This is a genomic window from Armatimonadota bacterium (genome assembly GCA_028871815.1).
GTDB lineage: Bacteria > Armatimonadota > Chthonomonadetes > Chthonomonadales > Chthonomonadaceae > REEB205.
Genome location: JAGWMJ010000005.1, coordinates 1 through 13,976, shown reverse-complemented (window position 1 = coordinate 13,976; position 13,976 = coordinate 1). Strand labels below are relative to the sequence as shown.

The following is a 13,976-nucleotide window of genomic DNA, read 5'->3' as shown; positions in this document are numbered from 1 at the left end:
CTATGAGAAGTTACCGTGCCGGATCGCGCTCGACTGCCGAACAGGCAGTCGGTGTTTTGCGCGGCGCCACCGAGCACACGCCGTGGCAGGGCCGCATCTATCTGGTCGGCGGCTGGCTTCGTGATCGGATTCTACACCGCCCGGCATCCCCAGACGTCGACCTCCTGGTGGATGGCGATGCCGTGGAGTTCGCCAAATGGCTCTTCGCCAGAGGCGTTATAGACTGGCCACCCGTAATCTACTCGCGTTTCGGCACTGCCCTCATTCGCGTCCGTCCGGCGCCGCGGATGCGCGCCGTCAATATTGAGATGGCCGGCGCGCGCGCCGAGAGTTACCTGGCGGGATCACGAAAGCCCACCGTGGCCCCGGCGACGATTGAACAGGATGTGCTTCGGCGCGACTTCACCATCAACACGCTGCTGGAAGAGCTCCACTCCGGCGAGATACGGGACCTCACGGGACGCGGGCTTGCGGATATTGAGGCGGGCCGTATCCGTACCCCACGCGAACCGCACGCCACGTTTCTCGACGATCCGCTCCGGATGCTCCGCGCCATAAGATTTGCCGCGCAGCTCAACTTCATAATCGACGACGAGTGCTGGCTAAGCATTCAAAGCTCCGCCGCCAGCCTGGCGCCGCCAACCGTCGCGTGGGAGCGCATGCAGGATGAGCTCCTTAAGATCATCGCACTCGAGCCTTCCGCCGCGCGCGCCGGCATGGACCTACTGCTCCAGTCCGGACTGCTCCCGCAGATACTGCCGGAGATGAGCCCGATGGTGGGCTGCATTCAAAGTGCCTGGCACCCATGGGATGTGTGGGAGCACACGCTGCGGGCGGTGGAGGCGCTGCCACCCACCGCCGGAATGCACACGCGCCTCGCGATGCTGTGGCACGATATCGGTAAGCCCGCCACAAGAACGGAGGACGCACGCGGCGTGCACTTCTACCACCACGCTGCGGTTGGAGCGGGCATGGTGCACGCCATGATGACGCGCCTCAAGTTTGCCGCTCGCGATGTCGTTCCGGTCTGCGACCTCGTGCGGCTTCACATGCGACTGGGCGACTATCTGCCGGAGTGGACCGATGCCTCGATCCGTCGGCTGATCCGGGACTGCGGCTCTTACCTTGACGAGCTGTTTATCATGGCGCGCTGCGATATTGCCGCGTGCAGTATTCCGTCCGACATGGAGGTAGATCTCGTAGGGCTGAGAGGCCGCATCGAAGCGGTTAACGCCGCCATGAATGTGGTGGCGCTCGAGAGTCCGCTGTCGGGCAGCGAGATCATGCAGGAGCTAGGATTAGGGCCTTCGGAGGCTGTGGGGCGCGCCAAGGAGTATCTGCTTAACCAGGTCATTGAGGGTGCACTGCCGCCGGATGATCGGGATGCCGCTGCGGTGATGCTGCGCGCGTGGTGGGTCGCCTCCGGAAGCGGTACGGAATCGGCGACCGAGGCCGCCTACACACCGGGCCAAACCGCCTGACCGAAAATGTCGGTGGTTACCCGCCCGGGGAATGCCACGCTGACCGAAGCGGCCAGATGCCGCGCCGCGCACCTGGCGCGCACAAGCCGCACAATCTCGTCGTCGGCGTATCGTCGCGAGATATGGTAGAGTGCCAGCCGCTCCACGCCGGCATCCGCTGCCAGCTGCAGCACCTCATCCAGCGAGCTGTGTTCGTGCCCGCGCTGGCGAACCGACTCAAACGCATCGGAATCCAGTTCCAGAAATGTACACTCGTGCAGTAGAAATCGGGCGTGCCCAACCTCGTCCGGCGTGAGGACCGTGGTGTCGCCGCTCACGGCAAGCACCGTCTCCACCTCATCCCGGGTTATCGCATCGCGGCCGCTCGATCGCCACATCTGGTCCAGTTCGGATTGGGGGAGACCTCGCAGCTCCGGTCGAAGGCGGCTGACCGTGCGCTCCACACGATAACCCAGTGATCGCGATGCCGTTCCGGCGCCGCCGGGTATATGGCGGGTGCCGAACGCAATAAGCCTGTGGTGATGCTCCAGTTCGAGCTGATCGCCGGCGTTCCACTCCGCCCACGACAGCGTGCCGGTTGTAGCGGGGTCCAGGCGTGCCAGAAAGCGCGCCATGGCGCCAATCGCGCCGCTGCCCGCAGGATGCACGATGCTCAGAGTTGGTGCTTCCGCGCCCTGCGCGCGCAGGTTGAGAAGCTGCGGCAAACCGCCGATGTGATCGCGGTGCGCGTGCGTCAGCGCCACGATGTTGGCGCGCAGGATTCGGCCCTCCAGCATGGCCGCCGCACCGTCGCCTGCGTCAAACAGAATCCGGTGCGTCTCGTCCAGAACCCATGTCGAGACGAGCGGTACAGAGAATACCGTTAGGCGTGGTGCATCCATGGTACTTGAGGCAACTCAACAAAGCGCCGCGCCGAATTGTTCCGGCGCGGCGATCTCTCATTGTACCCGGCGCCTGCGGTAGGGCGCCCCAGCCGAAGGTATACTGGGCGACTCCCGCCTGCCTGTTCGGCAGCATCTCCTTTCTGCGCGCCCGTCACCTGTTGAGCTGAGGCCCTTTCGTGCAACCAGCGGACTCCGACGACACTTTCGGCGCGGCTGAGCCGCCACTGCACCGGGCCATCTGGTCACTCGCGTGGCCCGCTGTCGTCACCATGCTGCTGCTGATGGCGAACAGCATGATGGATGCACTCTTCGTTGGGCATCTTCCCAACAGCAGGGCGGCGCTCGCTGCGGCCGGTGTGGGCGGTTCGCTGATCTATCTCCTCGTCGTCAGTTCAATGGGCGTCAGCGCCGGCGTAACGGCCCTGGTTTCGCGCAGTATCGGAGCCGGAAACAGGTCGGATGCTGCCCGGGCAGCCGGTCAGGCGATTACACTGGCAGCGATCTCCGGCACGCTGATCGGGCTGGCCTGCTATGTCCTGCGCTTCCATCTGGCGGGCGTTCTGCTCGGCGGCCCGGCCAACGTTGAGGCGCGGCGGCAGTGCGTGCAGTATCTGGCGGCTGCGCTTCCGGGAGCGCTCCCGATGTTCGTTGGCGCGGCTATCATTGCCGCGTTTCGCGGCGCCGGTGACACGCGTACTCCCATGCATATCATGATCGTAGTGGTGGCAGTGCACCTCCTGCTGAGCGCTCTCCTCATCTTCGGCCTGCTCGGCTTTCCGCGGCTGCTGGTTCGGGGCGCCGGGGCTGCGTTCGCGGGCTCTGCACTAGCCGAAGTGATACTCTATGTCGTCGCCCTCAGGTCCCGGCTGGGCATTCCAGAGGCTTTCACGTGGCGGAATCTGAGGCTGACCGCAGCATGGAGCCGGCGTATCCTGCGCATCGGCGTGCCGGCTTCCATGCGCGCTCTGCTTGGGCACGCAGCCATGCTGGTGCTCACGGGCATCCTGGCGCACACGGCAGACGGTTCCGCCGGAGTCGCTGCGCTCGAGATCGGTATCCGCGCCGAGGCCGTAGCCGTGATGCCAGGCGCCGGCTACCGGGTTGCGGCAGCCACCCTCGCGGGCCAGAACCTCGGCGCGGGTCTGCCGAAACGGGCGGAGCAGGCTGCGCGCGGCGCAGCCCTGCAATCCGCCGCGTTCATGTCGATGGCAGGTGTCTGCTTCTTTGTTTTTGCCCACACGTTGAGCGGGCTCTTCACATCCGATCCCGCGGTGCGGCATCTCGGCGCCGAATACCTCCGAATCAATGCGTTTTGCCAGCCCTTCATGGCATGCACCATGGTGTTTGCCGGCGCCATGCGCGGTGCAGGCGAAACGCTCATCCCATCCTTGATCACTATCGTGGAAAACTGGCTCATACAGCTGCCGCTTGCCTGGTTTCTGATGTTCTATTCCGGTCTGCAGGCCCGCGGCGCCTGGATCGCGACGTGCGTTTCGGCCATTCTGAACGGTATCTGTATCAGCCTCTACTTTCGCACCGGCCGCTGGAAGCATTACAAGGTCTGAACGGGCCCTGGAGCGCCGCAGCGGCGCCAACGATGGCGCCCCGGTTCCCTAGGTATACTCAGGGCCGGTTCGCGCCATCCTCTTTGCACTTGAGTGTAGTGGCCAGCTCTCCTCTTATTGCCGGACCAACTCATGCAACTGCCGGAAACCAAACTGCAGCGTGTGTCTCCGGAGGAGCGTCTGCATCGCGTAATCTGGGTGCTGGCATGGCCCGTCATCCTCACCATGATGATGCAGATGGTGAACAGCATGATGGACGCGCTATTCGTTGGCCACCTGCCGGATAGTCGCGCCGCTCTGGCGGCAACCGGCGTCGGCGGACAGATGATCTACATCCTCCTCGCGCTGTCGATGGGAGTCACCGTCGGCGCTACCGCGCTGGTTGCTCGCAGTACAGGTGAAGGAAACCACGCCGCTGCCGCCCGGTCTGCCGGCCAGGCGATAAGCCTGGCGGCACTGGCCGGAGTCGTATTCGCAGCGATATGCTTCCTGTTACGCTTCAGGTTTGCCGACCTTCTGCTTGGCGGCGCAGCCAACACCGAATCGCGGCGTCTCTGTGCCCAATTCCTGGCCATGGCAATGACCGGCGTCCCGGCAATGATGGTCGGAAGCGCCCTTATCGCGTCATTTCGTGGAATCGGCAATACGCGGACCCCCATGTACATCATGTGCGTGGTGATTCTGGTCCACACGGCGCTCAGCGTGGTGCTCATCTACGGCTTGCTGGGCTTTCCGGCGCTTGGCGTGCGTGGGGCGGGCCTCGGTTTTGCCGGCTCGATGATCTTCGAAATGTTGGTCTACCTTGCCGTCACGCGGTCGCCTGGCGGCATTCCCGCTGCCGTCTCGGCGCACAACCTGCGTCTCACGCGCGAATGGGCGTGGCGCATTCTGCGCATCGGTATCCCTGCCAGTGTTCAGGGCGTGCTCCGCAGCGTAGCCATGCTGCTGTTTACCGGCATGCTGGCGCACACGGCAGATGGCTCCGCAGGAGTTGCCGCGCTGGAGATCGGAATGCGCGCGGAGGCGGCCGCGTTTATGCCCGGCTTTGGCTACCGCGTCTCGGCAGCCACGCTCGTCGGCCAGAACCTTGGCGCCGGCAATCCCCGCCGCGCGGAGCGGTGCGCTTACCACGCGCTGATGCAGGCTGTCGTGCTTATGACTGCTGTGGCGATCTGCTTCTTTGTGTTCGCCAAACCGTTCAGCAGTCTCTTCACCACGGATCCCATGGTGCAGCGAATCGGCGCGGACTACCTGCGAATCAACGCATTCTGCGAGCCTTTCCTGGCCCTGGGAATGGTGCTGATGGGCGCCATGCAGGGCGCCGGTGAAACGCTGATTCCCACCTGTATAACCCTCTTCAACATGTGGTTCGTGCGGCTGCCTGCTGCCTGGCTCCTCATGGTGGCGGCAGGACTGCAGGCACACGGAGCCTGGCTCGCGATGAGTGGCTCGACGATGGTGAGTGGCGTGGCGACGCTGCTCTACTTCCGTACGGGCCGGTGGAAGAGGCAGACGGTATAGCGCCGGCCGTAGGTCAGGAACTGCCCGGCCGCGCATAGACCGTAATACGCGGCATAACGTACAACAGGTCGTCCGGGATCAGCGGTCCGTCGCTCGGCATCAGCCAGGGGCGCGGCGATGCAAACAGATGGCGCGCATAGTCCTTAGGTATGGCGTTCATGAATGCCATGGCATAAGCCAGGTGCAGCCGGTATACCGCATGCATCGTCTCAAAGTTGGAAAGCACCACATAGTTCGGCCGCTGTTTCAACGCGCCGGCGTCCCATTCTGCGGCCGGCATCAGCAGCCGGTAGCGAGTGCACTGCGCGGCCGCCATGGCCCGCGCCGGCGCATCCGGCGCACCCAGCAGTGGTGACAGGGGCGGCGCGAAAAACCACGGTGTTTCAGCGAACGCCACGCTTGCAGCCGGCGGAGCATGGAGGTTGAGCCACGCTGCAGCCCGGTCGCGCGGATCCGGCAATGTAAGTAGCCGTACGAGCGTAAAACCGTAGACGCCGGTGGTCACCAGCGCCATGGCCGCCGCGATCCGCGCGGCAATCCGGCATGCCGGGCGCGTATATGGGGCGAACAGCACGCCGCCGGCCAGCACGCACAACGGCGGAAACAGGGGAAGCATGTAGCGGGCAAATCGGACCTGCGAAAACCCCGTTACCAGATACGTTACGGCCACAAACGCCAACTGCGCGACCTCCGCGGGAGTTCGCCGCGCCAGGGCGTACCAGCATCCCGCCAGGGCCGCCAGCAGCAGCGGCACACCCAGTCCGAATGGCAGCGAGACGACCAGGTGGTACCACCACCCGCTGCCCGTATGAACAAACAGCAGCCCGTGACCGGTACGGGAGTGCACCAGCAGTTCGTACCGCACTCCCTCGCCGGGATAGCTGCCATACCAGAACGCGTGCCAGTTCAGCCAGATGCCCGGGCACGCGACCAGGAAGACGGCAGCAGTCCCTGCGCCAAGAGCAGCTAACCGCTGTATTCTCGCCCGGCGAACAAGGCCGGGGCACAGGTACAGTGCTGTGGCAGGCGCTACCAGCGCCATCGCCGCCGTGTATTTCGTGGCCGCCGCAAGGCCGCACCAGACGGCAGCCACCGCAATCGCGCGCCCCGAAGCCTCACGAGTCATCCGCTCCGCGGCCAAAAGCGTACCGGCGACGAAGAACGTGGCGGGAACATCCACGGTGAAGAAGTGGGCGTGCAGCGCGGCAAGCGGGGCAAAGGCATAGAGCAGCGCAGCTGCCGCGCCCGCTTTGCGGTTGTACACGCGCAGGCCAAGGAGATACACCAGCGGTATGGTGAGCGTACCGAGAAGGACGCTGACCAGCCGACCGCATAGAAACAGCGCGCGGCGCTGGGCGCGGTTGGCCTCCATAGCGCTCGCGGCCTGAACGGCCCTTGGGGCTGTTGGTTCCGCGGGAGGCGTGGTGACCGCCGGCACAAGTCCGTAGCCCCTGGCGATGGTCTGCGCAAGGCTGACGAGGTAGAAATCGAACGCGCCGTAGTTGTAGAAGCCGATATCCAGCCGGACGTGCGGAATATCGGCCTGCTCCGCGGCCTGCAGGTTTATCGTCTCATCGGGGTGGTATGTGGCCCACGGGTGGAGCGTGGTGGGCAGGCTCCAGGTGATGCCCCAAAGCCGCAGCGCCAACCCGATGAGCGTAATCGCGGCCGCCAGAGCTCGCGTCGGTGTAATGCGGGTCAGCGACCGGAGCCGCTTCTCCAGCGAAGGTCCTGGCGGGCTCACCGGCCGGTTTCAATACGGACCGGGTGGTGAACGCGGGCCCATGGCGAGAACCAGGCCAGCCAGGAGATGCCGATGATCAGGAGGCTCACGATCAGAATCCGTGCAAGCGTCCCCTTGTGGCGCAGCAAACCGTCCTTAGGGGCGTTCGGAGCCGTCATCTTACGAGTGCGCCAACGGCGAGATTGCGGCGGCGACGCTGGTTCTCCACCATCCAGACGAGGATAATACTGAAGCCGTACAGGATCAGCAGCGGTATCGACATCAAAGCCATCGAGAAGAGGTCATTGGATGGCGTAAACAGGCCGCCCGCGGCCGCCACCACAACCCCCCAGCGCCAGTGCTTGATCAACCCGCGCGATGTCACCACTCCGGCAAACGCCATGCCCATCAGCGCCACGGGAAGCTGGAACGCGATGCCGAATGCTGCCATCATCTTGACGAAGAAGAGAATATAGTCGTTGGGGTCTTGCATCAAAACAGTCGGCTGCGGGTAGTCGGCGAGGTACGAGAGGAACCAGTGCATCGCGTAGAACATGGTGTAGTACGCCACGGTAACGCCGAAGATGAGCAGCAGGACTGAAATTGGCGCCAGCATCGCGATTGGCCGTCGCTCGTTTTGCGTCAGCGCCGGCAGTATAAACTGCGCAACCTCGTAGACAACCAGCGGCAGCACGAGCACCAGCCCAAAGATGAGACTTACCTTGAGCCGTACCATAAACGGCTCGTGAAATTTGAGGAACACAATCGACATCGGCGGCGCGGTGATGGGATTGCTGGCGTATTGCTTCACCCAGGTCAGCGCCTTGTTCAACTGGGCGACTGTAACCGTCGCATTTGGCGGACCTTCTACGAACGGGATCGACTGGATGCTGGGACCACCGGCCCGAACCAGTTTCGCATTCTGGCGCACCATCTCGGCGTGGAGCGGCCGATAGAGAAAGCCATACATGGTTGGAAACATGTAGTACGCGAATATCGATCCTATCAAAAGATAGACGAGCATCCGCATGATGCGCGTCCGAAGCTCACCGAGGTGCTCGGTAAGCTCCATCCGCTTCTCATCCAGTTCACGGCTAAAAATGCGCATTGCGTTAAGAGGCGTCGGCTTAAAGACGCCGGATTAAGGATTTGATTATACACATACGAGAACGGCGGGCGCCACGTGCGCCCGCCGTTCTCAGACTCGCGATGTGCGCGTCAGGATCCGCGCTTAATGGGTGGATTTAAGGCGCGTATCGGTTACGGCCCGAATCACGACCGGATGCTCGGGCGCGCTGCCGATGCCGCCTGTGGGTGGCGTTATGCCAAATCCACCGCCGGCTCCGCCCGGGAATGCGCCGCCCATGCCGGGACGGCCGCCGAACGCGCCGGGCCCGCCCTGAGCGCCACCGAAACCACCTGGGAAGGCGCCGCCGCCTTTACCGGGCACGCCGGGAAAGCCACCGCCCCCAAAGCCGCCGGGAAAAGCACCGCCGCCCTGGCGTCCGCCACCGAAACCTCCGGGGAATGCTCCGCCGCCCGCTCTACCGCCGCCAAAACCACCTGGGAAGGCGCCGCCGCCTTTACCCGGCACGCCGGGAAAGCCGCCGCCCCCGAAGCCGCCGGGAAAAGCGCCGCCGGATTTACCGGGCAAACCGCTGAAACCGCCGGGACCAGGTACGCCCCCGAAACCTCCGGGACCAGGAGCGCCACCCATCATGCCCAATCCGCCACCGAACTTGCCCATGCCTCCCGCGGCGCCTGCGCCACCAGCCCCAGGCGCACTCTGACCGATCACCTGTGTCGTGCGGCCCGAGATTGTCAACGTCTGATCGGTGCGAATCAACGTGCCCGAGTGCCAGGCAACGTAGATATCACGCTGGTACTTGACCCGGGGAAAGCTCACCAGAACGGGTCCAACCTGTATCGGCAGTTTGCCGGCGTGTCCGCTGTACTCCTGCCGAATGCGAATCGTGGGGTAGTTGTTCTGCCACTCCACATCCTCAAAGGTGTTCTTCACATCTTCCTTCGGCTGCTGGTCCGGCGGCACGCCCGGTATGGCGATTCGCTGTTTCGGGGTGTACCAGACATCGCCCTGCTGCACCGCCTGAGCCGGCAGCAGTGGAAGTTCAATCGAGTTATCCACCGCCAACCCTTGCGACTCAAACTGCTGAGTGCCGGTGCTGGCGCCGGTCTCGTACTGCACCAGGCCACGCGGGTTCACTTCCTGGTACATCGAGTCCGAAAGATCGGATGAGGGTAGGGTGTATTCCTGCCCGTTGACCGTAACGGTCAGGCTGGTCAGCTTGTTGCGAACCAGCGAGGAAGTTGAGTTGGCGTCTTCCACATTCAGAAGCAGGGAGCCTGTCATGCGGGCGAGGTCCTGATCGCTGGTGGAGACGGCCTGCTCGGTGACGCCCCCTACGATGTAGGTGCGGCCGCCACGCGTATATCGGAGGTTCTGCCCGCTGTGCAGTTTGTACCGGAGCAGTACCCGTCCGAGATCCTGATGGATCCGGTTGGCCACCGTTACGTTCACTTCGCTTGAGGCTTTTTGCGTCACCTGCGCCGCGCCGAGCGAGCTATCTACTGGAGCGTAAAGAACGGCGCGCAGCGTGTGCGGACCGTCCGAAACCTTGAGCGCTTTCGTATCCCACTGGTAGAGGAACGGCGAGTCCGCCGGCGCACCCTTTTGCGGTGAGAGCGCGACATCGAATACGCCATCGATAAAGAAGGCGACAAAGCCGTTTTCTGGAATGCTGGCGCGTGGTATCTCAACATTCACCGTTTCGCGCACCGTGGAGCCGTCCGGAGGCATGCGGATGGTGAACGGCGCAGTTCCCGCCTGAGCCAGGCTGGATGCGGCAGGCAGGCAAAGAAGCGCCGCCATTGCCAACTCCCTGAGGAGCGTGAGGCGTCTCATAGATAGGTTCTCCTGTTGGCTGCATTCTCCAACGACTTGCGCAGTGTATCACACCCGGCGAGCAAAGGTCAAACGATCCGATTGGCCGCCGTACCATGTCCGGCGCCATGGTTTTAGTAGGTACCCAATACGATTCGGTTCAGCGGAACCTCACCGCTTTCGGCCCGGCTCCGGCGACAGGACGAAACTTGTTGCGCGCGAAGGTGTCTCAGATTGAGCTTTCCAGTTCGCTGCCGCTGCACACGCTGCCCGCTCACCGGCACTGCTTGCGCCGGGCGCTTGCCTCTTTCTGACGTTTATGACGCGCAATACCCTCTATACGGCACTGTCCGGCAGAATCCTCGTCTCAGCCGGGTTCGTACTGGCATTCGCCAACACTGCCGCCGCACAGAGGCATGTCAAGCCGGCGCGGCAGCCGGCCGAGCCCCCGGCGCCGGTGGCGCCGGCCGCGCCTGCAGCTACCGCTCAGATTCCGGGATTTGCCGTTCTGGACGCCTCCGGCCAGGTGCGTCGCTGGCTGGTTGGTGGCGTGCCGGCAGCTCCCATGCCGTTCGGTGGCGCCGGCATCCGGGCCATCGCCGTAGGGCCGCAGGGGCTGTTTGAGGTGGACGCACACGGACTTCCATCCATATGGAGCTGGAGTGGCGTGCGCCTGCAGCTTGGAACACAACCCGATCTATGCGGCAGGCCGGCTCTGGCGGTCTCGCAGGATGGCTCGATCATTGCTGTGGGCGGCGCCGATGCGCACATCTCCATCTTCAGTGGCGCCACACTGCACCAGGTTGCCCGCTTTCGCGGCCATGCCGCCCCGGTAAGGTGTCTGGCTTTTGCTCCCGCCGACAATCTGCTTGTCAGCGGCGGTGACGACCGTCTGGTGCGTGTCTGGCGGGCGCCATCGAGCGGCGTAGTCAGCTACAGGTACGATATTCCGGCGCACGATGGGGCTGTAACCGGAGTGGCCGTAGCGCCGAACGACAGCGCAATCGCCAGCGTCTCAACCGACGGCTACCTGAAAACATGGAGCCTTCAGTCGGGCGATCTCATGTATCGGGCGCGTGTGAGCCAACAGGCTGTGCTTTGCGTGGCATGGAGCCCCAACTCCAGACGGCTGGCGACGGGTAGCGCCGATGGCAAAGTGCGGGTGTGGCGGGTCGTCTCCGGCGCGCCATCGCAGCTGACTGCCGATACAGGCAGCGCAGTGCACGCCATCGTGTGGTCCGGCGATGGCGCCGTGCTCCTTGCCGGTTCGGAAGACGGATCGGTTCGATGCTTCGCGGTTACCGGAGTGCTGATAAAGCTGTTTGCCGGCAACGGCGCCGCGGCACGGACCATTGTTCTGACGCCTTAGCCCACTCGCGCGGCTTTCAGCGATAGTAGATTTTGGTCTCGCTGCTCCATGAGAAGTCACCCTCATTGCAGTTAGTGCCTTTGTACTGGAACGTGTCGCCATTCGGCCCGGCATAGGTAAAGGTATCGGTTTTGGCCTTGACGTTGTGCTTGATGTTCCAGTTGTAGTTGTTCACCAGTTCCACCGGCTTTTTGCCATCCAGACCCATCAGGTAGTCGGCATCGAAGCCGCCGAAGTTGCCAATGTGCAGATGGCAGTCCTTACCGGTTTCACTCTGGGTAATCGCAGCTAATTCGACGGTAACGCGAGCGGCGGCGGCTGCTGCATCCACAGGCTTCGTGCCGTTCGCCTGCATCAGCTTGTTGTAGATGTCGCGCGCAATGGACGTGAGCGCGGCCCGTTGAGCCGCGCTTCCGGCCGAGTCGATGAAGAACAGAAAGCCCTTCGACGCGCTGCACGCAGCCAGATGCAGACCATCCAGCTGGACGCCCTTGTAGACGCCCTTGCGGATATCCAGTGACCACATCGTCCAGCAGTAGCTGTATGGGCCCGGCGCAAGGCCGAAATTGCAGGTGCATGGTGGTGAGCAGGTGCAGGCCTCGCACAACTTGCCCGATACGCTCCACTCCGGCCGCCTGGTCGCTCGCGCCGGCAGCCCGGGCAACATGGCTGCGGCAAAAAGGGCAGTAAACATCCAGGGTCGCTCCTCTCTACCGTGGCAAGCGGCGGCAGCAGGTTCGCATACTACAGCCTGGTTTCCTGCTGGCCCAGCCCGCAGGCTGTGGTTACCCGCAGATGTGACACACCTGAATTGACGGTCACGTCTGTTCCCGGCTCCCCTGCCTCCGCAAACCGGCCGCAGCCGCGCTTGTGCCGGGAGTACGTCGGCCAACCTCTCCGTTCTGCAATGCCGACCACTGTCGCCGTAAACGTCTGCGGCCGCCAGCACGGGCCGGCAACACGCCGGCAGGAATTGCCGCCGACCCTGCCGTAGTTTCGGCTGCAGCGTACAGTCCTGCCGGGGGCATGGCTCAGTCGCTGCGCATAGGCTGCCATGCGGCTTTACGCTTCGCATACCGCAGCACTCACATTCACCGGCGACGCATTGTGCGTCACAGAAAGGCTACGAACACCATGAAGTTTCGAAGGTTCGGAACTCTCATCGCCATTGCTTTTGCGGTGGCCGCCCTTCCACGGCTGGGCTTCGCCCAGCAGTACTACTCGATTATCAACATCAACCCCGCAAGTACTGTTGGCGCTCCAACCGGAGTCAACGATGACTACCAGGTAGTTGGGAATGACAGTACCGGCAAAGGATTCGTCTGGATGCCGGGCGTGCCGTCATTCCATTTCGATCCCACGGTATCGGACACACACTACTACGGCTATGCGGTCAACAACCTGGGGCAGATTGGCGGGACTGCCTGGGATACCTCGCGAAGCGCGGCAGTGGATCCGGCCCGGTGGAGCCCGGCCACCTACCTCGGCACGACCTATTCCGAAACGCTCTTATATGGGAGTTCCAGCGCCACGGACTGGCCGGGCGCCTTCCTCGGGATAAATGACGATGGCTATCTTTGTGGCACCTACCAGGACACAGCCAGGACGCCCCTGACATTCGATGGCCTGGAGTCGTCCGGTACAAGCGCCGGAGCGATTTATGCGAACTATGAGTACACCGGCGTATCGAATGTATTCGACGATATGTGCGGCACGGATCTCGGCGTATCGCCGCTGCAGGCGCTATTCAGTCACAACTTCATTACCATGGGGTACGGTTCGGTGAGCCTTGCCGGGGGCACCTTTGGCGCCGCGACATACTCGACTCCCTCCAGCGCCACCGGAATCGACGATGCCGATGACGTGGTCGGCAGTGCGCACAACAGTGTCACGGGCAATTCCGAGGCATTTGCCTGGAACGGGCAGACCAGTGCGCCCTACGGTCCCCTTGGTTTCCTGCATAACACCGCCTACAGCGTGGCGAACGCGATCAACACGGCCAGCGGCATCGTGGTGGGCCAATCCGGTCTGCATGCCTTCCTCTGGACCGGTGACATTACAGCGCCCGCGAGCGGGCTCATGACCGATCTGAACACGCTGGTGGAAAGCAGCAGCGGTTGGCGGCTTGTGACCGCGACGGCGCTGAACGACTACGGCGCGATCGTAGGCAGCGGCTACTACCAGCAGAAGGCGGCCGGGTTTCTGGCGATACCGGTAATCATAAACAGCATCACCACGCCAAGCCCATCCTCGGTGGTTGGCGGTCAAACGATCAGCGGAACGGTGACGCTCGACGCGCCGGCGCCGTTCGATATGAACGTTACTGTGACCTCGTACAGCGGCAAGGTGAACTTCGGCGCCGGCGTCTACTCCACCGGCGTGCTCATCTCGGCCGGGAACACGAGCGCAGACTTCGTTGCAAATACCAGCACCGTCACCACGGACACCGCGGTTGTCCTCAAGGCGACATTTGGCGGATGGCGCCGGTACACCACCGTGCACCTCCTGCCGTAGCGGCCGGGTCGGCATGA

At 63.4% G+C, this 13,976-nt stretch carries 11 protein-coding genes; 5 read left to right on the top strand and 6 right to left on the bottom strand.

Annotated features, from left to right (window positions below; translation table 11 throughout):
* Window positions 1–2: 2 nt before the first annotated feature.
* Complete coding sequence (locus KGJ62_07515) at window positions 3–1,481, top strand: HDIG domain-containing protein (GenBank protein MDE2126421.1); 1,479 nt, start codon at window positions 3–5, stop codon at window positions 1,479–1,481.
* On the opposite strand, the gene KGJ62_07510 is transcribed toward KGJ62_07515, so the two are convergent.
* Window positions 1,457–2,362: an MBL fold metallo-hydrolase gene (locus KGJ62_07510; protein ID MDE2126420.1), complete on the bottom strand. Its 906-nt coding sequence runs from the start codon at window positions 2,360–2,362 to the stop codon at window positions 1,457–1,459. The two genes, KGJ62_07515 and KGJ62_07510, sit on opposite strands and share 25 nt — an antisense overlap.
* 179 nt (window positions 2,363–2,541) lie before the next feature.
* On the opposite strand from KGJ62_07510, the gene KGJ62_07505 reads away from it, so the two are divergent.
* Both KGJ62_07505 and KGJ62_07500 read left to right on the top strand, forming a co-directional pair.
* Window positions 2,542–3,930: an MATE family efflux transporter gene (locus KGJ62_07505; GenBank protein ID MDE2126419.1), complete on the top strand. Its 1,389-nt coding sequence runs from the start codon at window positions 2,542–2,544 to the stop codon at window positions 3,928–3,930.
* A gap of 132 nt (window positions 3,931–4,062) precedes the next feature.
* Window positions 4,063–5,451, top strand: coding sequence for an MATE family efflux transporter (locus KGJ62_07500; protein MDE2126418.1), 1,389 nt, complete (start codon window positions 4,063–4,065; stop codon window positions 5,449–5,451).
* A gap of 13 nt (window positions 5,452–5,464) precedes the next feature.
* Here the strand turns inward: KGJ62_07500 and KGJ62_07495 are convergent, their stop codons facing one another.
* The 4 genes from KGJ62_07495 to KGJ62_07480 form a co-directional block, all read right to left on the bottom strand.
* Entirely contained in the window at window positions 5,465–7,195 is a 1,731-nt protein-coding gene (locus KGJ62_07495) for a glycosyltransferase family 39 protein (GenBank protein MDE2126417.1), read from the bottom strand.
* Window positions 7,192–7,353, bottom strand: a complete 162-nt coding sequence (locus KGJ62_07490) for a hypothetical protein (GenBank protein ID MDE2126416.1) — start codon at window positions 7,351–7,353, stop codon at window positions 7,192–7,194. The genes KGJ62_07495 and KGJ62_07490 overlap by 4 nt, the downstream gene beginning before the upstream one ends.
* Window positions 7,350–8,282 carry a preprotein translocase subunit TatC gene (locus KGJ62_07485; protein MDE2126415.1) on the bottom strand — a complete coding sequence of 311 codons (933 nt, stop codon included), beginning with the start codon at window positions 8,280–8,282 and terminating at the stop codon, window positions 7,350–7,352. Before KGJ62_07485 ends, KGJ62_07490 begins: the two co-directional genes overlap by 4 nt.
* A 123-nt stretch (window positions 8,283–8,405) precedes the next feature.
* A complete protein-coding gene (locus KGJ62_07480; GenBank protein ID MDE2126414.1) occupies window positions 8,406–10,097 on the bottom strand; it encodes a hypothetical protein in 1,692 nt (563 codons plus the stop codon).
* 298 nt (window positions 10,098–10,395) lie between these two features.
* Here KGJ62_07480 and KGJ62_07475 point away from each other — a divergent pair, with 298 nt between their 5' ends.
* Window positions 10,396–11,445, top strand: a complete 1,050-nt coding sequence (locus KGJ62_07475; GenBank protein MDE2126413.1) for a WD40 repeat domain-containing protein — start codon at window positions 10,396–10,398, stop codon at window positions 11,443–11,445.
* A gap of 16 nt (window positions 11,446–11,461) precedes the next feature.
* On the opposite strand, the gene KGJ62_07470 is transcribed toward KGJ62_07475, so the two are convergent.
* Entirely contained in the window at window positions 11,462–12,139 is a 678-nt protein-coding gene (locus tag KGJ62_07470) for a DUF1326 domain-containing protein (protein MDE2126412.1), read from the bottom strand.
* Between the two features lie 440 nt (window positions 12,140–12,579).
* On the opposite strand from KGJ62_07470, the gene KGJ62_07465 reads away from it, so the two are divergent.
* A complete protein-coding gene (locus KGJ62_07465; protein ID MDE2126411.1) occupies window positions 12,580–13,959 on the top strand; it encodes a hypothetical protein in 1,380 nt (459 codons plus the stop codon).
* The last annotated feature ends 17 nt before the right edge of the window (window positions 13,960–13,976 follow it).

Excerpts from the sequence above, each read along its gene's own strand:
- KGJ62_07515 (MDE2126421.1), top strand. The coding sequence starts at position 3 with ATGAGAAGTTACCGTGCCGGATCGCGCTCGACTGCCGAACAGGCAGTC.
- KGJ62_07510 (MDE2126420.1), bottom strand. The coding sequence starts at position 2,362 with ATGGATGCACCACGCCTAACGGTATTCTCTGTACCGCTCGTCTCGACA.
- KGJ62_07500 (MDE2126418.1), top strand. The coding sequence starts at position 4,063 with ATGCAACTGCCGGAAACCAAACTGCAGCGTGTGTCTCCGGAGGAGCGT.
- KGJ62_07490 (MDE2126416.1), bottom strand. The coding sequence starts at position 7,353 with ATGACGGCTCCGAACGCCCCTAAGGACGGTTTGCTGCGCCACAAGGGG.
- KGJ62_07485 (MDE2126415.1), bottom strand. The coding sequence starts at position 8,282 with ATGCGCATTTTTAGCCGTGAACTGGATGAGAAGCGGATGGAGCTTACC.
- KGJ62_07480 (MDE2126414.1), bottom strand. The coding sequence starts at position 10,097 with ATGAGACGCCTCACGCTCCTCAGGGAGTTGGCAATGGCGGCGCTTCTT.
- KGJ62_07475 (MDE2126413.1), top strand. The coding sequence starts at position 10,396 with ATGACGCGCAATACCCTCTATACGGCACTGTCCGGCAGAATCCTCGTC.
- KGJ62_07470 (MDE2126412.1), bottom strand. The coding sequence starts at position 12,139 with ATGTTTACTGCCCTTTTTGCCGCAGCCATGTTGCCCGGGCTGCCGGCG.
- KGJ62_07465 (MDE2126411.1), top strand. The coding sequence starts at position 12,580 with ATGAAGTTTCGAAGGTTCGGAACTCTCATCGCCATTGCTTTTGCGGTG.